Source organism: Bradyrhizobium septentrionale (genome assembly GCF_011516645.4).
GTDB classification, from domain to species: domain Bacteria; phylum Pseudomonadota; class Alphaproteobacteria; order Rhizobiales; family Xanthobacteraceae; genus Bradyrhizobium; species Bradyrhizobium septentrionale.
This window is the reverse complement of sequence record NZ_CP088285.1, coordinates 4,270,325-4,291,400: the sequence shown is the minus strand read 5'-3', so window position 1 is coordinate 4,291,400 and position 21,076 is coordinate 4,270,325. Positions and strand designations below refer to the sequence as shown.

Genomic DNA, 21,076 nt, shown 5'->3' with positions numbered 1-21,076 from the left:
CAGGTCTGTCGTAACAAGTCTGTCGTAACGTCTGGTCGTCGCAATCGGAGGAACGGCGCGGATCGGCGGGGCCTCACGGCAATGGACGGCTGCGAAAATGCTCGACAATGCGTGCATGACGTTCGCGTCCTGCTGCCACCAGCACCCCATGCGTCACCTCCCGGCGATTGTACTCAATCGCTTCCCCCGAGAGCGCGGTCATCTTACCATCCGCTTCCTGCACGATCAAATTCGCGGCGGCAAGATCCCAGTCGCGGCTTTGCCCGCCCGCAAAGGCGGCGTCAAGTCGACCTTGTGCTACACGGCACAGCCTGAGCGCCAGCGATCCGATCCGCGGAAACAGCGTGATCTCGTCCGATGTCGGGCTTAGCCGCTGCACCAGCGGCTTCGGTCCGGCCATGCGGGGGAAATCGAATTCAGTGCCTGCGGTTGCATGCACGGCGCTGTCGTTCAGCGTCGCGCCCTGCCCGCGCGCGGCAAAGAAGAATTCCTCGCTCACCGGCGCATAGACCGCCGCGAGCACCGGAGCTGCATTTTCAACCAGCGCCACACTGACGCACCAGTCCTCGCGGCCGGCGAGATAGGCGCGGGTGCCGTCGATCGGATCGACGATCCAGGTGAAGCGCTTGCCGAGCCGGGCCGTGTTGTCGGCGCTTTCCTCCGACAGCCAGCCATAGGCTGGCGTTGCCGAACGCAGCTGCTGTTCCAGCAAGTCATTGACCGCGATGTCGGCCTCGGAGACCGGCGAGGACGCGCCCTTGGTCCAGTTCTTCAATTCGGTGCGGAACAGCGACAGCGCGAGCCGGCCGGCCTCCTGCACCGACCGGGTCAGCAAGGCAGCATCGCGCGCCTTGGTCCAGTCGTCCGTATCAGCGTCCGCCAAGCGTCAGGCCCTCGATGCGCAGCGTCGGCGAATTGACGCCGTAGCGGAATTCCAGATCGTTGGCGGCGACCAACGACTTGAACATCGGCAGCAGATGCCCGGCGATGGTCACTTCGCTGACCGGATAGGTGATCTCGCCATTCTCGATCCAGAAGCCGGACGCGCCGCGGCTGTAATCGCCGGTCACACCGTTGACGCCGGAACCGATCAGGTCGGTGACATAGAAGCCCTGCTTGATGTCGGAGATCAATTCCTTCGGCGTCACCGCACCGGGCTCGAGATGCAGATTATAGGTGCCGGGCGACGGCGAGGACGACACGCCCCGATGCGCGTGCCCCGTCGTGACCAGGCCGAGCTCGCGCGCGGTCGCCGAGTCCAGCACCCAGGTCGTCAGCACGCCCTCGTCGATCAGCGCCGTTCGCTTCACCTTGACGCCCTCGGCATCGAAGGTCTGCGAGCGCAGGCCGCGTACGCGCAGGGGATCATCGATGATGCGGATATTTTTGGAGAACAGCTGCTCGCCGAGCTTGTCCTTCAGGAAGCTGGTCTTGCGCGCGATCGAGGCGCCGTTGATGGCGCCGACGACATGGCCGACGATCGAGCCGGCAACCCGCGGATCGAACACCACGGGCACCTTGCAGGTCTCGACCTTGCGCGGGTTCGACCGTGCCACTGCGCGCTCGCCGGCCTTGCGGCCGACGGAAGCGGGTGAATCGAGATCGGACCCATGCGGCGCGCTGGTGAAATCATAGTCGCGCTCCATGCCGGTGCCCTCACCGGAAATCGCGGTCGTCGAGATGCCGTGGCTGGAGCGCAGATAGGAGCCGTGAAAGCCGGTCGAGGTCACCAGCACCATCCCGCCGATCCCGGTCGAGGCCGATGCCCCGCCGGACTTGCTGACGCCCTTGACCGCGAGCGCCGCAGCCTCCGCCTCGATGGCGCGCTGCTCGAGCTCCGCCGTGGTCGGGACCTTGCGGTCGAGCAGATCGAGATCGGGGAAATCATGCGCGTGGAGCGCAGGATCGGCCAGCCCGACATATTTGTCGTCGGGCGCCACGCGCGCCATCGCCACCGCACGCTCGGCAAGCTTTGCGATGCCGTCGCCGCTGATGTCGTTGGTCGACACCACCGCCTGGCGCTGACCGACGAACACCCGCAACCCCACGTCATCGCCTTCGGAGCGCTCGGTTTCCTCGACCCGACCGTCGCGCACCTCGACGCCTTGCGAGACGCCGCGGACCGCGATCGCATCGGCCGCGTCTGCGCCGGCGCGCCTTGCGGCCTCGACCAGACGCTGCGCGAGGTCGGTGAGGCCGGATTGGTCGAACAGATCGGAGGAATCGCCGTGTCGCGACGACGATGCAGATGGTGAAGGGTTCACGAACGAATTCCTGCGGATTGAGGGGAGGCCCGGAACGAGGTCGACAGACCCACCAGATGTGCAGGATTCACAGGGATTTCAAGCACTTTGCACCGGCGGGCAACAAAGATTTGAGTGATCGGCGCAAGGCTTCGTCAATCATGCGGGCCAACCTCTTGTCAATCATGGCACCAGGTGAGGATGGGTTAACCAGGCTTTTTAAGCCGAAACGGCCATCGCTCGGCTAGGCTCTCACACATCGACCGGGAACATAATCCCGGCGGGGAGATAAGGCTTTGAGGCGTCAAACACCAACAAGCGGAATCAATTCCGCCGGGTCGAGCTGCGCGTTGCGGCTCGACCCTCTTTCCCTTCCGCTTTCCTTCCACGCGCAGGATGCGCGCGCGGATGGCGGCATGCGGCAGGTCGAGCTTCATCGCGAACATGTCGTGCTGCGCCGTGCCGTTCTCGGCATGCGGATGGCAGTCAATGTTCGCGTCAGCGATTTCCTCGGCGTCGCATTGCGCGGCATCGACGACGCGCAGATGCTGGTGCTGGTTCACCGCGATCCCGCGCTCTCCATTCCGCTCGGCACCAGTTCGGATGCCGAGGAGATTGCGTCCGCCTGGCAGATGTGGAGCGACATCTTCCGTCTCCCGCAACTGACCGAGCCGGCGCCACGCCAGCCGGCCCCGCGCCGCCGTCGCCGCAACGCGATCCGCGCCCGCCGCCCGAAATTCCTGGTCCGCCGCCGCGCCGGCGTCCAGCTCAACAAAGCCAGCGTGCATCGCGACGAGCGCGAGATCATCGCACGAAATTGAGTTTGCCACTCGCGCTCCCTCGCCATCGTCCTGGCGAAAGCCAGGACCCATAACCACCGCATGTGGTTGTGACCGGTATCGCGGCCCCAGCGTCGCGCAACAATTCAGATTTGGGGTTGATGGTGTGGACGGCCCCCTACGGCATCAGTGTGCCAGAATGAGGTTGTCTAGATCTCATACATGGGAGCCGTCCGTGAACCAGATTATCCGCATTGGGATTGATACGTCGAAGTATATTTTTGTGTTGCATGGGGTTGATGCGAGGGAGCAGGTGGCGCTGCGCAAGAAGCTGTCGCGCAAACAGGTGCTGGAGTTCTTCGCCAAATTGCCGCCGACCGTGATCGGGATGGAGGCATGCGGGGCTTCGCAACATTGGGCGCGGGAGCTTTCCAAGCTCGGTCACGAGGTGAAGCTGATGGCACCGCAATTGGTTAAGCCCTACGTGATGCGGAACAAGAATGACGGGCGGGATGCAGAAGGTCTGTGTGAAGCGATGAGCCGGCCGAGCATGCGCTTCGTGCCGGTGAAGACGGCCGAGCAGCAGGCTGCGCTGATGCTGATGGGTGTCCGCGACGGATTGATCGTCCGGCGCACCCAGCTGACCAATACGATACGCGGCCATGCGGCGGAGTATGGCCTGATCGCACCCAAGGGATTGGACGCGATCGAACCACTGCTGGCGCGGATTGCGCAGGACGAGACGCTTCCCGTTCTGGCGCGCGAGCTGTTTGTGGTGCTGGGCCGGGAGCGCATCAGGCTCGAGGGTGAGTTGGAGGCGATTGAGGCCAAGCTGATGGCCTGGCACCGCGCCGATGCCACGGGCCGGCGCTTGGCTCAGATCCCCTCGGTCGGTCCGATCGTTGCAACCGCGCTGGTGATGAAGACACCTGATCCGCGCGCGTTCCGTTCTGGTCGTCATTTTGCGGCCTGGCTGGGATTGACACCCAAGGACCACTCCACCGCTGGCAAGACCAGGCTTGGCAAGATCACGCGGGCGGGCGATGAGGACCTGCGCCGTCTGCTGGTGGTCGGGGCCACAGCGGTGATCCAGCAGGCCGGGCGGGGACGCGGTCATCACTCGCGCTGGCTGCTGGCGCTGATCAAGCGCAAGCCGCCGAAGCTTGCGGCCGTGGCGCTCGCCAACAAAGTGGCCCGTATCGCCTGGAAGCTGATGGCGACGGGCGAGAGTTACGAGGCGGCACGGATGAATCCCATGACAGCCGCCGCCTAATAGATTGGCCAGCCGGCGGGCTCGCTCGCCGACCGACCGGAGCTGCAAGAGCAGATGGAGCGATCGATCGAGCAACGATGCGAGACAGTCCGCAGGACCCATCGGCCGCCAACAGGTCGCGTGGTTGTTTGGAACTCGCATCGCGCAAACCATCTTGGCCAGCGATCCATTCGATCGCACTCAAAAGGCCGGACATATGGATGCAAGCGATCCGATCTCACCAAACAGCTCTTGTGCCACGGGGGCCGTCCACATATGGGTCCTGGCATTCGCCAGGACGACACTGAGGATCGGTCGCAATTCAAGTTGCCACACCACGCGGTGTCATCACCCGCGAAAGCGGGTGATCCAGTATTCCAGAGACGGCTGTGCTTGAACCGAGAGGCCGCGGCGTACTGGATCGCCCGGTCGAGCCGGGCGATGACAGTTGTGGTGGGGACGCAGCTTCGCATTTCCGCGGCATGTTTTGTCCGAGGCTTGCATCTCGTTCCGCCCTCTCATGAGGCAGAGCACGTGCTACCCCGCGCGCATCACCGCATCGACGACAAGGCTCGCGAACAGGATGAAGCCGGCGTCGCGGTTGGACTTGAAGATGCGCAGGCAGAGCGCGGGATCGCTGGTGTCGAGCCGGCGGACCTGCCAGGCGAGATGCAGCGCAAATGCTGCAAGGCCGATCCAGGCCGGCCAGCGTGCGCCCGCGAGCGCGAACGCGGCGCCGATCAGCAGCACGGCGAGACCATAGAAGATCACCAGCGCGCGGTGGGTGCGTGCGCCGAACAGGCGCGCGGTGGATTTGACGCCGATCAGCGCGTCATCCTCGGCGTCCTGATGGGCGTAGATGGTGTCGTAGGCGATCACCCAGGCGATCGATCCGGCGTAGAGCGCAATCGCAGTTGCATCGATGCGTTCGAGCGTCACCGCAAATCCCATCAGCGCGCCGTAGGAGAAGGCGAGGCCGAGCACGACCTGCGGCCACCAGGTGATCCGCTTCATGAACGGGTAGATCGCGACGATCAGAAGCGAAGCGATGCCGGTCATCACCGCAAAGCGGTTGAACTGCAGCAGCACCGCAAGCCCGATCAGCGCCTGCAGCACCATGAAGACCACCGCCTGCGTCACCGTCACCTGCCCGGCCGGGATCGGCCGCGACCAAGTGCGCTCGACCTTGGCGTCGAGATCGCGATCGGTGATGTCGTTCCAGGTGCAGCCCGCGCCGCGCATCACGAAGGCGCCGATGAAGAACAGCAGCACGACGAGCGGCAAGGAGCGGACATCATGCGCGACGCCGGCGGCGAGCGCCGCCGACCACCAGCACGGCATCAATAGCAGCCAGGAGCCGATCGGCCGGTCGTAGCGCGCAAGCCGCAGATAGGGCCGCGACCAGACCGGCGCATGAGTGTCCACCCAGTTGCCTGTGGAGTCGGCAACGCGGGCGGAAACGTCGCTCATGAGCGGTCGATCATCGGGCGGCCCCTTATCGGGTGAGGACGTTGCCGTTCAGCGTATCGAATGTGCTGCCGCCCTTCTTGGTCGGGGTCGCTTCGGGCAGCGAAGCGGACGAACCCAGCACGTCGCTCAGCGACGGCCCCGCGGGGCCGCGCGGCTGCGCCGCTGCCTGCTCTGCGACATTGCAGACCTTCTTCAGCAGCGCTTCCGTGTTCTTGTGGCCGTCCTTGAGCTGGTTGGCGATCTGCGGCGGAATTCCGCACTTGGCCGCGTTGACGTCGACATATTTGATCATCTTGACCTCGGCCTGGCTGTAATTGCCGATCAGCTTGCAGGCCTCCTGCGGGCTGGCGTGGCGATCGCTCGCGGCCTTGATCGCCTTGCCGCGCTTCTCAGCCTCCTCGCGCAGCGGCACGAAATTCTTCATGCAGGCCTCGTTGGCGCCGCCCGCCTCGCTCGGCGGGGGCGGCGGCGAGGACAACCCGCCACCGGCAATGGGGGCCGCTCCATTGGCCGGGAACGCCGACGGCGCCGCGCCGACCCTGGCTGCCGGCGCGCCATTGACCGGCGGGAACGCAGAATCCGAGGCTGTTCCAGCCTGGCTTGGACGCATACCACTGACCGGCGGAAACGCCGGATCGGACGCGGTGCCGGCCTTGCCGGCCTGATTGGGCAGCGGAGCCGGAAAGGCGCTCTGGGCAGCGGCCTGCCCGACGGACAGGGCGGTCGCGGCAACGGTCAGCACGATCAGGCGGCGGATCATCGAGGGTGTCTCTCCGGCAAAAGGTCCAGGCAACCCCAGCGCAACAAAAACGAAGCAACCAATTTGGGGGCGTTTTACGATTCCTGTGGCGCCTTAACAACCCGTGGATTTGGGCGACAGCGCGGCGTAGGGCCACACCGGCCACATTAAATTGTTCCTCGTTTATAAGCCTTTAGGCTACGAACGGCGGTAAAACCGGACCGATCAAATATACCTGAACCCGATTTTCGGGTCATGCCACAGTCTGGATTTGCGGCCCCACGCCGCACAGGGGTGACTGAAAAGCAAAAGGGGCCGCGTGCAAGCGACCCCTTGGATTTAAGAGCTTTGGACTTAAGAACTTAACCAATGACTTGGTGACAGAAGCAATACATCGACAGGTCCTTAGTACGCTGGCCGGCGAGTTCCTGACGAGTCCGCGGGACTACGGTATTGCTCAGTTTGGTAGATTCGCCACGGAGCAATAAGGCCGCCTCGCCTTTTGGGCTAAAGCGCGGTCCGGAATCGGACATGCCTGAACTCGATTTTCGCAGCCCCCGCCTGTTTGTCGATGCGCCGCTTGGCGCCGGCGCGACCATCGCGCTCGAACGCGACCAGAGCAACTATCTCGGCAACGTGCTGCGGCTCGGCACCGGCGACGGCGTGCTGGTGTTCAACGGCCGCGACGGCGAATGGCGCGCCGAGATCGGTGGCCGCAAGCGCCCCGACACCCTCGCGATCATCACGCGGACCCGCGCGCAGGACCGCCTGCCCGACGTCGCTTACGTGTTCGCGCCGCTGAAGCATGCGCGGCTCGACTACATGGTGCAGAAGGCGGTCGAGATGGGCGCCGCACGGCTGGTGCCGGTGCTGACCCGCTTCACCCAGGTGTCGCGGGTCAATGGTGAGCGGATGCGCGCCAATGTGATCGAGGCCGCCGAGCAATGCGGGATCATTTCGCTCGCCGAGGTCGCCGATCCGCTCCCGCTGGAACGCTTCCTCTCCGGGCGCGACCAGGCGCGCCTGCTGGTGTTCTGCGACGAGGCCGCCGAGGTCGCGAACCCGGTGCAGGCGCTGCAGGCGGCAAATGCGGCGCAGGCCGGGATCGATGTGCTGATCGGCCCGGAAGGCGGCTTTGCCGAGGAGGAGCGCACCCTGCTGCTGCGCCAGCCCAACCTCCTCCGCCTCGCACTCGGCCCGCGCATCCTGCGCGCCGACACCGCGGCCGTCGCCGCACTGGCCCTAGTGCAGGCGGCGCTCGGGGATTGGGGAGGTGTTAGTGAAGGACGCACCGGCGGAAGGGTTCCCTCCGCCGCAAGGGGGGAGGGAGCCTGACTGGAGTGCCCACCTCACTCGCAATTCCTGCCCCTAGGAGCCCGTCCAGATATGTTTTCGTGACGGGCATTTGTTGTAGAGTAGCAGGCTCAGGCTGCGTTTGCGAGGTTGAACAGCTTGAGGAGGTTATGGACGGTGCAGATCATTGTCCACTCGGCGCGCACTTTCTCGATGCCCCGCAACAGGAACTGGCGGAAGCCTCTTGCCTGTTTGATCTGCCCGAACACCGGCTCCACCACTTGCTTTCGCAATCGGTAGGGTGTTTCGAAGCCGCCATCGTCGATCTTCTTTCGCATGGCCTGTGTCAGCGGGCCGCCGACTTTTCCGTTCGCTACTGTCGGGTGTTTGGCGCGTCCGGGCGCGACATAGCCATCGATGCTGCGTGTGTCGAGCGCTTCGAGATTGGCTTCGCTGCAGTAGCCGGAATCCGCTGAGGCCTGCCGCGGCTTGCGGCCAAGATTGCTCTCGATGGCCTCGATCAGGGGCACCAACTGGCCCTGATCGCTGCCGTGCTGGGTCAGTTCTTGCGCGACAATGATCTGGGCATGTGCATCGACGGCCGCCTGGGCATTATAGGCCTGAACGAAGCCATCCTTCGACTTCATGATGCGGCTTTCCGGATCGGTGAAGTTGCGTTGCGCCTTGGGATTGGGTTCCTCCGATGGCAGCGCCGCCGGTTTGCCCGGCTTCTTGCGGCCTTCGGCCTGGCGCTGCTGTTCCTTTTCGGCCTCGATGCGGCGCTCTTCCTCCGCCGCCAGTTTGGCGTCCGCTTCCAGCGCCGCCATCGCTTGCTGGATCTTCGCCAGCCGTTTCTGCTTGTCGACGGTCCAGTCCGGCAGTTCGTCGCTGTTGCCGAAAGTCTCATCCTCCGAGGCATCCGCCGCCTCGGCGGCCGCCAGCATGCGAGCGACCTCGGCCTTCAATTCCGCCTCGCGCTTCTTCATGCGCTCATAACTCATCGCCTTGTGTTTCGACGCGTTCGCCTTGATCTTCGTACCATCCAGCGCGACATGACCGAGCTTGACCAGCCCGGCCGTCTCGCACAACTTCAGAACCTGCACGAATAGCGCGCCGAGCGCCTTCAAATGTCGCTTGCGAAAGTCGCTGATCGTCCGAAAATCCGGCGCATCCAGCGCCACGATCATCACAAAATCGTTCCGCTCCCGGCAGGCCTTGGCAATCCGACGCGACGAATACAGCCCACTCGCATAGCTATGCAGCAGCAGCGCCACCATCATCCGCGGATCAAACGGCGGCTGCCCAAGCCCGCTCACATAGCTGCCCATGATCTCCCTGAGATCGAGGCTCTCCCGCACCAGATCAACCATAAACCGCGAGACATGGCCTTTCGGCACGAAGTCCTGCACATTCGGCGGCAGAAGCAGCGTCTGATCGATGTTCCAAGGCCGAAAATACTTGCTCATCGCCCAATGTTGAATCAGACCCGACCAGATTTGAACAGCGACTATCCAGACAAGCTCCTAGCCAAGCCGTCGTAAAATCGTTAACGGACGCAATCATTAAGCCACTTGGCCGATCGCTGTCGAAACCGTGATACGGCCATGGTAAGGGCTGCCCCCGAACCACCTTGGAACCTCGAGCGGGAACCCGAATTCCGCACCTTTTGGATACTGAGATGACCGAAGCTGCCGCACCACGATCCGCCGCCGGATCCGCCGACTGGGCGGATGCGTTGCTGGCCTCGTTCGCGCAGGCTGGGTATCTCCGGTCCGAGCCCGCGATCCTGCAGCCGGCCGAGCCGTTCCTCGACCTCTCCGGCGAAGACATCCGCAAGAGCCTGTATCTGACGACCGACCCGAGCGGCGAGGAGCTCTGCCTGCGCCCGGACCTCACGATCCCGGTGGCGCGCGACTACCTCGCCTCCAACAGGGCCGGCCAGCCGGCCGGCTTCAGCTATCTCGGGCCGGTGTTCCGCTATCGCGGCGGCCAGCCCAGCCAGTTCCTGCAGGCCGGTATCGAATCGTTCGGGCGGCAGGACCGCGCCGCGGCCGACGCGGAGATGCTGGCGCTGGCGCTGGAGGCGACCACGGCGTTCGGCTTGAGCGATGTCGAGATCCGCACCGGCGACGTCGCGCTGTTCAACGCGCTGATCGATGCGCTGGAGCTTTACCCGGTGTGGCGGCGCCGGTTGATCAAGGATTTCAACCGCAAGGTTTCGCTGACCGACGACATCGAGCAGCTGACCCTCGCGACCGCGCCGGGCCGCAATGAATATGAGGGCGTGCTCGCGGCTCTTGCCGGCTCCGACCGCAAGGCGGCGCTGGCGCTGGTCACCGATCTGATGTCGATCGCCGGCACCACCAATGTCGGCGGACGCACGGTCGCCGAGATCGCCGACCGCTTCCTCGAGCAATCGACGCTGAAGGGTGGCGCGCTGCCGCGCGACGCGGTCGCCATCATCAAGCGCTTCCTCGCGATATCGGGCGATCCCGACGACGCGGCCGCGCAGCTGCGCGCGCTGGCCAACGACGCCAAGCTCAACCTCGCCGCCGCGATTGACCAGTTGGAGAGCCGGGTCGGCTTCATGGCGGCGCGCGGCATCGACACCAGAAAGACGCGGTTCTCGACCGCGTTCGGCCGCGGCCTCGACTATTACACCGGCTTCGAATTCGAGCTGCACGCCAAGGGCAACGGCGCCGAGCCGCTGGTCGCGGGCGGTCGCTATGATGGGCTGATGACGCAGCTCGGCTCGGCAAGCCCGATCCCGGCGGTCGGCTTCTCGGTCTGGATCGAGGCGATGACCCGGCATGGCAAGGCCCTCCGCGGAGGTGCCCAATGAGCACGCCCTTCGTCGTCGCCGTCCCCTCCAAGGGACGCCTGCAGGAAAACGCGGAAGGCTTCTTCGCCCGCGCCGGGCTGACGCTGTCGAAGGCCGGCGGCGCGCGCGACTATCGCGGCACCATCTCAGGCGTCGACAATGTCGAGATCGCCTATCTCTCGGCGAGCGAGATCGCGGCCAATCTGGCGCGCGGTTCCGTGCATCTCGGTGTCACCGGCGAGGACCTGGTGCGCGAAAGCATTCCGGATGCCGACAAGCGCGTGCTGATGATCGAGGGCCTCGGCTTCGGCTATGCCAATGTCGTGGTCGCCGTGCCGCAGGCCTGGATCGACGTCCGCACCATGGCCGACCTCGACGACGTCGCCTCCGGCTTCCGCGAGCAGCACAATCACCGCATGCGGGTGGCGACCAAATACATCAATCTGACGCGCGGCTTTTTCGCCAAGCACGGCGTCGGCGACTATCGGATCGTGGAAAGCGCCGGCGCCACCGAAGGCGCGCCCGCGGCCGGCACCGCGGAACTGATCGTCGACATCACCACGACCGGAGCGACGCTCGCCGCCAACGGGCTCAAGGTGCTCGACGACGGCGTCATGCTGCGCAGCCAGGCCAATCTGGTGGCGTCGCGGGATGCCGACTGGTCGACCGGCGCCCGCGAGACCGCGCGCGTGATCCTTGACCACATCGCCGCCCGCGCCCGTGCCAGCAAGTATCGCGAGGTCCGCACCCGCTTTGCCGGCTGCAACGATGCGCTGCTCTCCGAGGCGCACAACCGTTTCGGCGTGGTGGCTCCGTTCGGCGGGCCGACCTCGTCGGGCATGCTTACGCTGCACTGCCCACCGGGGAAACTTTACGCGCTCGGCAGCTTCCTGCGCGACCACGGCGCCGAAACCGTGTCGGTGGTGTCGTTGGACTATGTGTACGACCGCGAGAACCCGCTGTTCGCCAGGCTCGAGGCGTTCCTGCGACAATAAGCAGGCAGGGCCTTTCATCTTGGCGACAGCTGCCCCGCGGTACCATATTCTGTTCAAGCTCTCTTGTTTGACCTCTCTTGTTTGACGCGTTTTCCGCATGCGAGCCGGATGTCCGCTTCGCTCGAAAACGCGCCTAGTTCTGGAACCTGACCGATGATGCTGGGCTCTGACGTTTCCAGCCTGACCACAACCGCCAAGACCGCCGCCGCGCAGGGTCTGTCCATCGTCGTGCCGGTCTACAACGAGGCCGCCGGGCTTGCGGCGCTGCACCAGCGGCTGATCGATCTCGCCAAGTCGCTGCGCGCCCGCTACGGGCTGCCTTGCGAAGTGGTCTATGTCGACGACGGCAGCGCCGACACTACCCTTGCGATCGCCCGCGGCCTGCCCGCCGATGGGCTGGACCTGCAGGTGGTGTCGCTGTCGCGCAATTTCGGCAAGGAGGCGGCGCTGATGGCCGGCCTCGACCATGCGCGCCGCGGCGCGGTGCTGTTCATGGACGGCGACGGCCAGCATCCGCCCACGCTGGTGGAACAGCTGGTCGCGCACTGGATCGATGACGGCTACGACGTGGTCTACACGGCGAAGGCGCATCGCGACAATGAATCGGCGTTCCGGCGGCTGGCCGGGCGCGGCTTCTACGCGCTGATCAACTGGGGCGCGCGGCAGAAGATCCCGGAAGATGCCGGCGACTTCCGCCTGCTGTCGCCGCGCGCGGCCGCGGCGCTGCGGCAATTGCCGGAGCGCAACCGCTTTTTCAAGGGGCTCGCGAGCTGGATCGGCTTCAGGCAGATCCGCGTCGACTACGAGCCGGCGCCGCGCGCGCATGGCGTCACCACCTTCAATGCCGGCCGGCTGATCGGCCTGTCGATCGAGGGCCTGACCTCGTTCTCGGTGGCGCCGCTGCGCTTCGCCAGCCTGCTCGGCGCGCTGCTCGCAGGCGCGGCCTTCCTGTTCGGTCTCTCGATCCTCTGGGAGGTGTTGACCACCGGCAAGCAGGTCCCCGGCTATCCGTCGCTGATGATCGGCGTGATGACGATCGGCGGCGTGCAGCTGATCATGATCGGCATCGTCGGCGAATATATCGGCAAGATCCTCTCCGAATTGAAGGCGCGGCCGATCTACTTCGTCGCCGAGCATACCGAGAAGCACGCAGACGGCGGTGCGGCGCAAAGCGCCGCCGAGCGGACCGCCGCCGAATGAGCGAATCCCCGCCACGCCGGATCTGGCTGTGTGCTGACGATTACGGCCTGAGTGACGGCGTCAACCGCGCCATCCGCGATTTGATCGAGCGCGGCCGCCTCAACGCGACCTCGGTGATGACGGTGACGCCGGCGATCGGCCGCGAGGCTGCGGCCGCGCTGCAGGCTTCGGTCACATGCAGCCCGCGCTGCGCGATCGGGCTGCATGTGACGCTGACCGCGCCGTTCCGGCCGCTGACGATGCATTTCCGCCCGCTCGACGGCGACATGTTCCTGCCGTTCGCAAAACTGCTGCGCGCCGGGCTGATGCGGCGGTTAGATGCCGAGCTCGTGCATGCCGAGGTGCTGGCGCAGCTCGACGCCTTCCACGATCTGTTCGGCCGCGCGCCCGATTTCGTCGACGGTCACCAGCACGCGCAGCTGTTCCCGCAGGTGCGCGACGGCTTCCTGCGCGCGGTGAAGGAGCGCGCGCCGCAGGCCTGGGTGCGGCAGTGCGGACGCGACGGTCCGCTGGCACGGCTGGTCGGGCCGAAGGCCCTGGTGCTGAACGTGCTCAGCACGCAATTCCGGGCGAAAGCCACCCGCGCCGGCCTGACGTTCAATCCGGCCTTCGCCGGAGCCTATGATTTCACGCGCGAGAACGATTTCGCGGCACTGATGCGCGGCTTTCTGGACGGCATGCCCGACGGCGGCCTCGTGATGTGCCATCCCGGTTTCGTCGATGACACGCTGAAAAGCCTCGACCCGCTGACGACGCAGCGCGAGACCGAACATGCCTATCTGGCAGGCGACGATTTCCCGGCCCTGGTCGCCCTGAATAAAGTTACACTGGCCTGACCCTTGTTTTGACGCGTTTCCTTCACGCGAACCGGTACCACTTCGCTCGAAAACGCTTTAGGTTCAGGAAAAACCGCCGGTCGTATTGTCGCATACATAAATTTAATTCGGCCCCCCACTCCTTGCGCCACAAAGCCCGTCCTACATCTCGGGCGCGGCGATTCGATCGACGCGATGGAGAACGCCATGACACCGCAAGAACGCCAACTGATCGACGATCTCTTCGACCGGCTTGCCAAGCTGGAGAATGCCCCGCGCGACGGCGAGGCCATGTCCGCGATCATGCAGGGCCTGCGCAGCGCGCCGAATGCGGTCTACGCGCTGGTGCAGACCGCATTGGTGCAGGACGAGGCGCTGAAGCGCGCCCATGATCGGATCCAGGAGCTCGAGGCCGCGGTCAGCCAGCAACCGCCCGCACAGCAGCAGGGCGGCGGCTTCCTCGATTCGATGCGCGACGCGGTCTTCGGACAGGGCCAGCCGCATGGCTCGGTGCCGCCGGTCCGCGCCCCCGATGTCGGCGGCAGCCGCCCGGTTTGGAACTCGGGCCAGGCGATGCAGCAGGCGGGCGGCTATGGCCAGAACTACGGCCAGCCGCCGCAGCAATACGGCCAGGGCCAATACGGCCAGCCTTACGGCGGCCCGCAGCCCCCGGCCTTCGGCGGCGGCACTCCCGGTGGTGGCGGCGGCTCGTTCCTCGGCACGGCGGCGGCGGCCGCGGCCGGCGTGGTCGGCGGCGGGCTATTGCTCTCCAGCATCCGCGGCATGATGGGTGGCGGCAGCCATCAGTCGCTGGCCGATGCCGGCGGTCTGGGCGGCGGTTCGCGCCCCTGGAGCGGCGACCAGTCGTCGAGCGATCTGGCGCGTGACGCCGGGATCAACGACGTCGGTTCATCCGGCCGCGGCAACGACAATTCCAGCTCGCGCTCAGGCCTGTTCGACCAGGCCTCGAACAACAGCAACAACAACGACGACAACACCGACCACGATTCTGACGGCTTCGATCATGATGACGACGATGACGGCGGATTCGACGGCGGAAGCGATGACAGCAACTACGCGTAAGCGTGTGCGTGTCGCCTGAACACGAACGGCCGCTCCATCGAGCGGCCGTTTTGTTTTGATCAGCCCGGATGCAGCGAAGCGTAATCCGGGGCAGGTCTTTCCGCGGCGAATAGCTCCCGGATTTCGTACGCTCGCCGTGATCACGTGGCTTGGATGCCCTGTAAAGTGAACGTATCGCCGACTTCGGAGCTCAAATAGCACGATCGGCTATCAAAGCATTGGCCATGGGAATGCGACCTCGCCATTTCTTGATGAATTTGAGGAATACCATAAGCGGCATAGGCGTCTGACGGCGGTTGGGATGGTATAGAAAAACACCGGGAAGCGTGAAGCTCCAGCCTGCCAGCAGCGCGATCAGCCGGCCCTGCGCCAAGTATGGTGCAGCCAATGGCTCGGCGAGGTACGAAATGCCGACTCCATCGAGCGTCGCGCTCAGGAGTAAATCAAGATCATTGACGGTAAACGAACCTTTGACGGCGATCTCGACCTGCTGGCGACCGTTAACAAATATCCATGGCTGTATCGAGCCATCCCAAGGGAAGCGGCACCGGATGCAACTGTGCGTATGGAGATCCTTCGGAACAGACGGTGCCGGATGGCGGGCCAAATAGTTCGGAGCCGCCACCGCGAGCATCCTGAAATCATCATGGAGACGCAGGACCGTCATGTCGCGTTCGATTCTGCGACCGACGCGAATGCCTGCATCGAATCGCCCGCTGACAATGTCGCCGTGTGTGTCGTCGACCGATACCTCAAGGTGGATGCCGGGGTATTCCGCAAGAAATGGCTGAATCAAGGGCGCGAGCACCGTCGTTGCGGAAGGCCTCGAGACCGCCAGACGTAGAGTCCCTATCGGTTTGTCACGGAACAGATTGACGCTCTCGAGCGCATGATCGATGCCCTCGACGATCGGCTGTATTTCAGCGAGAAGCCGCTCGCCGGCTTCCGTCAACGCGACGCTGCGCGTGGTGCGATTGAATAGCCTGACCCCGAGACGCTCTTCGAGCGACCGGATGGTCTGGCTCATCGTCGGCAGGGCAACACCAACCTGGACGGCCGCCTTCGTGAAGCTAAGTTGCTCTGCAACGGCCACAAAGGCTGTTAGTTCAGCGAATTGGACGTGGGTCATTCTTTGGTTTTTGCAAATAAGCCATTCAATTTATTTCATCTTATCAAACTACCGAGAGGTCCGCAATTTCATCTCACGGGACGGCAAGGCCTCACTTGACCGACCGCTGCTAAAAAGGACCAAGAGATGAAACGGATATTGAAGATGATCTCCGCACCTGCGCTGTGTGCGCTTGGTGTCATCGTGTTCGCACCCCGCGGCGCGCAGGCCGCCGAATATTGCGCGCAAGAACCTTCAGTTATCAAAGGATGCGGTTTTTCGAGCCTTGAGCAATGCAGGGCTTCGGTTTCGGGTACTGCAGGTACTTGTGCGCTCGGGCCCGACTGGGGCAACACTGCCATGGCTTACCAGCCCAGGCAGCCCGCCACGCGCGGCGCGCGCGCCTCGGCGAAAAGATCGACCGAGTGACCAAGCGCTTGATCCCCTGAAAGCACGGCCTCTGAAGTTGGACTTCAGAGGCCGGCTGCCCTCAAACGGCTCAACCAACCGAGGCGCAACCCCTCACATCACGAGACGCAGGAAGCGGCATAGCGGGAAGGATTGGAGCCGGGTCATGTCGCTTCTCTCTTGCTCGAGCCACTAAGGCCGTAAAGGCCGCGGCAAAGGTTCTGGCGCTCAATTTGGCTTGCCAGCCTTCGCCAGCGGGGCGTCCACGGCTCACAACGTCAGCTCGCGCGCTCACTTTTCGAAACGGTGACCTTGTTTTTGCCGACGACTACCAAGTCGCGCCGAATTGCCGACGGTGGCGCGCCGAACCAACGTCGACACGATCGCGTTAATGCAGAGTGCTCGGGGAAGGCCAGCATGCTCGCCAGTTTTGCGAGCGGAATCGTCGTCTCCCGAAGATACTGGAGCGCGAGCTCCTTTCTCACCGCATCTTTGATCGCCTCGAAACTGGAGCCTTCTGCCTCGAGTCGGCGTTGCATGGTGCGGGGATGGAAGCCGAGCATCCCTGCCAAATCATTCTTCCGGGCGGGCTGAACGCCCAAGGTACGCCGGATCGCCAGGCGTACGCGGGACGTGACGCTATCGTTTGGATTCCGAAAGTGCCTTGAAAGGTAATCTTCGGCAATTTCTCTCAGTGCCGGATTTGTCGATCGCAACTTTTCACGGAAAGTCGCGCGGTCGATATGCAAGCTGGCTCGCTCTTGGCCGGGAATGACCCGCGCACCAAAGAAACGCTGATACACTGCAAGAGAGACGACGGGCGTATGCGGAAGTGTAACCGCCCTGAGTTTGTAGTGCTCTCCCGCCAGCAGCTGAGAGATTCGATGAGCTGAGCCCAGCGACAGGTCAATCGATTGACGCAGCGGGGGCCGCGGGTCGAGCACGATATCGATACTCACTTCGGCCGCTCGATCGTCGAACTCACTCTTGGCAAAATAAGAAACAACCAACCCAGGGCTCTGCAAGAAAAGGAAGCGCGAGGTGTAGTCAATTGCGTCCTTGAACGTCCACGCATTCTGCATTGCAACGCCTAGAGGCCCAAGGATGCTGACGTCGTGCGCTCGCGCCATGCGCAAACCGAAATCACCGCAATTTGCTTCCGTCGCTGTCGCTTCCATCAAGTGAACGACAGATCGAAGCGGAAGCAACGTGTCCTCATCATCCAGGGACTTCAATCGGATCCTGTGGCGGCGCAGCAAAGGTAAGGGATCGTGACCGATGTCGCGCATCAACGCGGCATATCCCCGAATCCCTCCGGCTCGCAAAAAAACCGTCATGTCTCAAAACGTCAAACGTTTGTCTCGGGATGTCAAGACACCCGAAGGGCTCTCTGCGAACACTCATGGAAACCAATCAATACTGCGGGGAGAACAAGGAAATGGTCAACCAATACGACGTCCTGATCATCGGCGCCGGCGTTTCGGGAATTGGAATGGCCTGCCAGCTTGCCGCACAATGCCCAGGAAAGCGAATAGGCATTCTCGAAAGGCGCAAGTCGATCGGCGGCACCTGGGATCTGTTTCGCTATCCCGGAGTCAGATCAGACTCAGACATGCTGACCTATGGCTTCAGCTTCCGGCCGTGGACGAGCACGACAGTTTTCGCTGATGGTCCGTCCATCAAGAGCTACCTGACCGAGACCGCCCGCGAGCGCGGCATCGACAAGAAGATACGGTTCTCGTTGCGCATATCGCGGTGCGAATGGACTAACTCTGAGCAGCGCTGGACGGTGACGGCCGTCGACGAGGACAGTGGAGAGGCGCACCAGTTCACTTCCAATTTCCTCATAGCCGCAACCGGCTATTACAACCATGATCAAGGATATCTTCCGAGCTTCCCCAATGTCGAGCGCTTCAAGGGGCAGTGCATCCATCCTCAGCAGTGGCCCGAGGGGCTTGACTACAAAGGCAAGCGTGTTGTGGTAGTCGGCAGCGGCGCCACCGCGGTGACAATCGTTCCGGCCATGGCGCCGGACGCAGCGCACGTCACCATGCTTCAGCGTTCGCCCAGCTACTTGTTCTCCTTCCCAGGCTACGATGGTTCATCCGCAGCGCTCAACCGCGTGTTGCCAAACCGCTGGACCTACGCCCTGCTGCGGCGTCGTAATATCTGGCTTCAGCGCTTCATCTACAAAGGCTGCAGGCGGTTTCCTCGCCTGGCGCGAAAGTTGCTGCTGGGCGCCACGCGAAGACGACTGGGGCCCGACTTCGATATGAGTCATTTCAGCCCGGACTATCAGCCCTGGGATGAGCGCCTATGCGTGGTTCCGGATGGCGATCTATTGAAAGCTTTGAGAGACGGGAAAGCTTCGGTCGTCACGGATCACATCGAGACCTTCACGGAACGCGGCATTGCGCTGAAATCCGGCCGCGAGATCGAGGTGGATATCGTCGTGACAGCCACCGGCCTTCAATTGCAGACCCTGGGCGGGATTGAGCTAAAGATCGACGGCAAGGTAACCCGCCTCAACGAGCGCATGACCTACAAGGGCGTGTTGTTGGAAGACACTCCCAACTTCGCATACTTGATCGGATACACCAACGCCTCATGGACCCTGAAGCTCGACATGGCGACCGACTACGTCTGTCGCTTGCTGAAGGAGATGGATCGCCGCCGCGTCGGGAGTGTAACGCCACGAGCCGCTTCCGGTGAACTGCAGGATGACGGCATCCTCGATTCAGTTCGGGCTGGATATATTCAACGTGGCGGAGGCGCGCTCCCCAGGCAAGGGCGAGACGTGCCGTGGCGTGTGTTTCACAACTACGAATGGGACCGCGCCATGTTTCGCAAGCCTATCGAGGACCCAGCCCTGGAATGGATGCGCCCCGCCGCGCTCACCTTCATCCGGAAAGACAAGACCCCGGGCGCCTCAAAGCAAAGGGTTGCTTGAGAGCGTTGGTGCACGGCAAGCCGTCATTCGCACGCTTCAGGATCAAGCAAGCGGCTACGCGCAGCGTCGAGCAAGAGAGTTCGACGTCGAAAGAATTTTGAGGAGAGCTGGCGAATATGCTGCGCACGCATCCGAGAACGGTGCATCCGGACACCCACCGCCGCGTAAAAGGGGGCGAACTGATCGGTTCTCGCGAACCAAACGGTACGTATGCTTGGCGGGGCATACGTTACGCCGCTGCTCCCGTCGGCCCCTTGCGTTGGCGCGCGCCCCAATCATCACCTGCTTGGGCAGGAGTGCTCAAGGCCCTTGAGCACGGACCAATGGCCCCACAATACGCTGGGATGCTCGTGCAAGCACCCGCTCGTCTGCACGGCAAGGTCGTCGGAGACGAGGATTGTCTTACTCTGAACGTGTTCGCTCCCAGCGAAGCGCCGGCCGCCCGCCGCCGTCCCGTGATGGTATGGATCCACGGCGGGGCGAACGCCGCCGGCACTTCCGCTACGTACGACGTGGCACGCAATTATGCCGCGCACGACGGCATCGTCGTCGTGACCGTGAATTATCGCCTGGGCGTGCTCGGCTGGTTCTGTCACCCCGCGCTGATCAAGGCTGATCAGGCCACCCCTGAAGAGCAATCTGGCAATTTCGGGACACTCGACCTCATTGCGGCGCTGCGCTGGGTGAGAGAGAACATTGCCGCCTTCGGCGGGGATCCCGAGTGCGTGACAATCTTCGGCGAATCCGCCGGAGCCCAGAACGTTTTGACGCTACTGGCAAGTCCGCTTGCCGCCGGACTGTTTCATCGTGCGATCGCGCAGTCTCCCGTGGTCGATACATTCGATGTCGATGAAGCCACCGAGCGAAATCATTCGCCGTTGGAAAGCTTCCGGACCAGTTCGCACGAGATCGCGGCCCGCCTCTGGGTGACCGCGGGACGGAACGCGGACGTGGATTCGGCTGACAATACACTGCAAGCCATGCCACCGGTGGAAGTCGCCGCTTTTCTACGCTCGCTCTCACCGGCGCAGTTGCTCGGAGCCGTCAAGCCCGGCACGGGCGGAATGTACCTCACCCCGCGTCCCATTCGCGACGGTGTCGTCCTGCCGAAACAGCCGCTGTCCGACCTGTTCAGGTCGGGTGCATGGAATCGCGTGCCGATCATTCTCGGCAGTAACCGTGACGAGTATCGGGCCTTCATCGCCGACAAAGCGGAGCATGCGTGGCTCCTTCCCGGCAAGTTCCCCGTGCTTCGCAACCGCGCCGAGTACCTCGGTGAGGCCGGCTTTCTGTCGAAGGTCTGGCGCTCAATCAACCTCGATGAGCCCGCCGACGCCTTACTCGCCAGCGGGCACAGCGAGGTGTGGACCTACCGGTTCGATTGGGATGAAGCGCCCGCTGTTCCGGTGCTGCGGCCCGATCTGCTGTTCGGGGCGGCGCATGGCATGGAAATGCCATTCGCCTTCCGGGATGTCCGCGGGGAGTTGGACCTGTTCAAGGTCAACACGCCCTTCAACAAAGCTGGACGTGCAGCAGTGGCCGAAGCGATGGGTAGCGCATGGGCTTCGTTTGCGCACAGTGGCGTTCCGTCGTTGCCGAACGGATTCAATTGGCAACGCAGAACTACAGATCGAGGGCCGGACTCTCTCGTGATCGACAGCCCTGCCGGCGGTGGCCTGCGTATGGAAATGCTCCGTGCCGATGTCTCCTCGATCAAAGCAGGACTCCGTCGGTCGGCTGACGTGTCATCCGGCACGGCGCGATGCCGAATATATGCGCGCGCATTCCTGTGGTGCCCGATGTTCGTGCAGCACGGCAGCCTCGATGAATATGACCAATGGTGCGAGGAGTTCAGCTGCAATACGCCAGCACACGTGTTCCGGCCGGTTATGGAAGTCTGACAGCCGTGCGATAGACCAG

Annotated in this window: 18 protein-coding genes; 11 read left to right on the top strand and 7 right to left on the bottom strand. The window is 63.6% G+C overall.

The window, feature by feature from the left end:
- Nucleotides 1–73 precede the first annotated feature (73 nt).
- Nucleotides 74–883, bottom strand: a complete 810-nt coding sequence (locus HAP48_RS22130) for a 3'(2'),5'-bisphosphate nucleotidase CysQ (protein WP_166209947.1) — start codon at nt 881–883, stop codon at nt 74–76.
- The gene (locus tag HAP48_RS22125; protein WP_166209950.1) at nt 870–2,264 is read right to left on the bottom strand and encodes a TldD/PmbA family protein; all 1,395 of its coding nucleotides are present in this window, start codon (nt 2,262–2,264) and stop codon (nt 870–872) included. The genes HAP48_RS22130 and HAP48_RS22125 overlap by 14 nt, the downstream gene beginning before the upstream one ends.
- Before the next feature lie 275 nt (nt 2,265–2,539).
- Here HAP48_RS22125 and HAP48_RS22120 point away from each other — a divergent pair, with 275 nt between their 5' ends.
- Nucleotides 2,540–3,064: a DUF6101 family protein gene (locus HAP48_RS22120; protein ID WP_166209953.1), complete on the top strand. Its 525-nt coding sequence runs from the start codon at nt 2,540–2,542 to the stop codon at nt 3,062–3,064.
- A gap of 193 nt (nt 3,065–3,257) precedes the next feature.
- Nucleotides 3,258–4,295 carry an IS110 family RNA-guided transposase gene (locus tag HAP48_RS22115; RefSeq protein ID WP_166209956.1) on the top strand — a complete coding sequence of 346 codons (1,038 nt, stop codon included), beginning with the start codon at nt 3,258–3,260 and terminating at the stop codon, nt 4,293–4,295.
- Nucleotides 4,296–4,811: 516 nt separating this feature from the next.
- On the opposite strand, the gene ubiA is transcribed toward HAP48_RS22115, so the two are convergent.
- Both ubiA and HAP48_RS22105 read right to left on the bottom strand, forming a co-directional pair.
- On the bottom strand, nt 4,812–5,744 hold the full coding sequence (gene ubiA / locus HAP48_RS22110; protein WP_166209960.1) for a 4-hydroxybenzoate octaprenyltransferase: 933 nt from the start codon (nt 5,742–5,744) through the stop codon (nt 4,812–4,814).
- 25 nt (nt 5,745–5,769) lie between these two features.
- Nucleotides 5,770–6,504, bottom strand: a complete 735-nt coding sequence (locus tag HAP48_RS22105) for a hypothetical protein (protein ID WP_166209963.1) — start codon at nt 6,502–6,504, stop codon at nt 5,770–5,772.
- 510 nt (nt 6,505–7,014) lie between these two features.
- Between HAP48_RS22105 and HAP48_RS22100 the strand changes: the two genes are divergently transcribed.
- Nucleotides 7,015–7,818: a 16S rRNA (uracil(1498)-N(3))-methyltransferase gene (locus HAP48_RS22100; RefSeq protein ID WP_166209966.1), complete on the top strand. Its 804-nt coding sequence runs from the start codon at nt 7,015–7,017 to the stop codon at nt 7,816–7,818.
- Between the two features lie 89 nt (nt 7,819–7,907).
- Here HAP48_RS22100 and HAP48_RS22095 read toward each other — a convergent pair whose 3' ends face one another.
- Nucleotides 7,908–9,242, bottom strand: a complete 1,335-nt coding sequence (locus tag HAP48_RS22095; RefSeq protein ID WP_166202952.1) for an IS1182 family transposase — start codon at nt 9,240–9,242, stop codon at nt 7,908–7,910.
- 212 nt (nt 9,243–9,454) lie between these two features.
- Here HAP48_RS22095 and HAP48_RS22090 point away from each other — a divergent pair, with 212 nt between their 5' ends.
- From HAP48_RS22090 to HAP48_RS22070, 5 genes are all read left to right on the top strand, one after another.
- Nucleotides 9,455–10,618 (top strand): ATP phosphoribosyltransferase regulatory subunit, encoded by a 1,164-nt coding sequence (locus HAP48_RS22090; protein WP_166209969.1) that lies wholly within the window; start codon nt 9,455–9,457, stop codon nt 10,616–10,618.
- Nucleotides 10,615–11,592 (top strand): ATP phosphoribosyltransferase, encoded by a 978-nt coding sequence (gene hisG, locus HAP48_RS22085; RefSeq protein WP_166209972.1) that lies wholly within the window; start codon nt 10,615–10,617, stop codon nt 11,590–11,592. The genes HAP48_RS22090 and hisG overlap by 4 nt, the downstream gene beginning before the upstream one ends.
- Before the next feature lie 153 nt (nt 11,593–11,745).
- Nucleotides 11,746–12,792: a glycosyltransferase family 2 protein gene (locus HAP48_RS22080; protein WP_166209975.1), complete on the top strand. Its 1,047-nt coding sequence runs from the start codon at nt 11,746–11,748 to the stop codon at nt 12,790–12,792.
- The gene (locus HAP48_RS22075) at nt 12,789–13,628 is read left to right on the top strand and encodes a ChbG/HpnK family deacetylase (protein ID WP_166209978.1); all 840 of its coding nucleotides are present in this window, start codon (nt 12,789–12,791) and stop codon (nt 13,626–13,628) included. The genes HAP48_RS22080 and HAP48_RS22075 overlap by 4 nt, the downstream gene beginning before the upstream one ends.
- A 186-nt stretch (nt 13,629–13,814) precedes the next feature.
- Nucleotides 13,815–14,690, top strand: coding sequence for a DUF2076 domain-containing protein (locus HAP48_RS22070; protein WP_166209981.1), 876 nt, complete (start codon nt 13,815–13,817; stop codon nt 14,688–14,690).
- Nucleotides 14,691–14,880: 190 nt separating this feature from the next.
- On the opposite strand, the gene HAP48_RS22065 is transcribed toward HAP48_RS22070, so the two are convergent.
- Nucleotides 14,881–15,819: a LysR family transcriptional regulator gene (locus HAP48_RS22065; RefSeq protein WP_166209984.1), complete on the bottom strand. Its 939-nt coding sequence runs from the start codon at nt 15,817–15,819 to the stop codon at nt 14,881–14,883.
- A 126-nt stretch (nt 15,820–15,945) separates the two neighbouring features.
- On the opposite strand from HAP48_RS22065, the gene HAP48_RS22060 reads away from it, so the two are divergent.
- Nucleotides 15,946–16,227, top strand: a complete 282-nt coding sequence (locus tag HAP48_RS22060) for a DUF3551 domain-containing protein (RefSeq protein ID WP_166209987.1) — start codon at nt 15,946–15,948, stop codon at nt 16,225–16,227.
- A gap of 257 nt (nt 16,228–16,484) precedes the next feature.
- Here HAP48_RS22060 and HAP48_RS22055 read toward each other — a convergent pair whose 3' ends face one another.
- Entirely contained in the window at nt 16,485–17,495 is a 1,011-nt protein-coding gene (locus HAP48_RS22055; RefSeq protein ID WP_210292670.1) for an AraC family transcriptional regulator, read from the bottom strand.
- Nucleotides 17,496–17,608: 113 nt separating this feature from the next.
- Between HAP48_RS22055 and HAP48_RS22050 the strand changes: the two genes are divergently transcribed.
- Nucleotides 17,609–19,156, top strand: coding sequence for a flavin-containing monooxygenase (locus HAP48_RS22050; RefSeq protein WP_224496541.1), 1,548 nt, complete (start codon nt 17,609–17,611; stop codon nt 19,154–19,156).
- A gap of 116 nt (nt 19,157–19,272) precedes the next feature.
- A complete protein-coding gene (locus HAP48_RS22045; RefSeq protein WP_166209993.1) occupies nt 19,273–21,057 on the top strand; it encodes a carboxylesterase/lipase family protein in 1,785 nt (594 codons plus the stop codon).
- Nucleotides 21,058–21,076 lie beyond the last annotated feature (19 nt).

What these genes read in the sequence shown, in the direction of transcription:
- HAP48_RS22055 (WP_210292670.1), bottom strand. Translation starts at nt 17,495, where the DNA reads ATGCGCGACATCGGTCACGATCCCTTACCTTTGCTGCGCCGCCACAGG.
- HAP48_RS22095 (WP_166202952.1), bottom strand. Translation starts at nt 9,242, where the DNA reads ATGAGCAAGTATTTTCGGCCTTGGAACATCGATCAGACGCTGCTTCTG.
- HAP48_RS22090 (WP_166209969.1), top strand. Translation starts at nt 9,455, where the DNA reads ATGACCGAAGCTGCCGCACCACGATCCGCCGCCGGATCCGCCGACTGG.
- hisG (WP_166209972.1), top strand. Translation starts at nt 10,615, where the DNA reads ATGAGCACGCCCTTCGTCGTCGCCGTCCCCTCCAAGGGACGCCTGCAG.
- HAP48_RS22070 (WP_166209981.1), top strand. Translation starts at nt 13,815, where the DNA reads ATGACACCGCAAGAACGCCAACTGATCGACGATCTCTTCGACCGGCTT.
- HAP48_RS22050 (WP_224496541.1), top strand. Translation starts at nt 17,609, where the DNA reads ATGGAAACCAATCAATACTGCGGGGAGAACAAGGAAATGGTCAACCAA.
- ubiA (WP_166209960.1), bottom strand. Translation starts at nt 5,744, where the DNA reads ATGAGCGACGTTTCCGCCCGCGTTGCCGACTCCACAGGCAACTGGGTG.
- HAP48_RS22045 (WP_166209993.1), top strand. Translation starts at nt 19,273, where the DNA reads ATGCTGCGCACGCATCCGAGAACGGTGCATCCGGACACCCACCGCCGC.
- HAP48_RS22105 (WP_166209963.1), bottom strand. Translation starts at nt 6,504, where the DNA reads ATGATCCGCCGCCTGATCGTGCTGACCGTTGCCGCGACCGCCCTGTCC.
- HAP48_RS22075 (WP_166209978.1), top strand. Translation starts at nt 12,789, where the DNA reads ATGAGCGAATCCCCGCCACGCCGGATCTGGCTGTGTGCTGACGATTAC.
- HAP48_RS22080 (WP_166209975.1), top strand. Translation starts at nt 11,746, where the DNA reads ATGATGCTGGGCTCTGACGTTTCCAGCCTGACCACAACCGCCAAGACC.
- HAP48_RS22100 (WP_166209966.1), top strand. Translation starts at nt 7,015, where the DNA reads ATGCCTGAACTCGATTTTCGCAGCCCCCGCCTGTTTGTCGATGCGCCG.
- HAP48_RS22060 (WP_166209987.1), top strand. Translation starts at nt 15,946, where the DNA reads ATGAAACGGATATTGAAGATGATCTCCGCACCTGCGCTGTGTGCGCTT.
- HAP48_RS22065 (WP_166209984.1), bottom strand. Translation starts at nt 15,819, where the DNA reads ATGACCCACGTCCAATTCGCTGAACTAACAGCCTTTGTGGCCGTTGCA.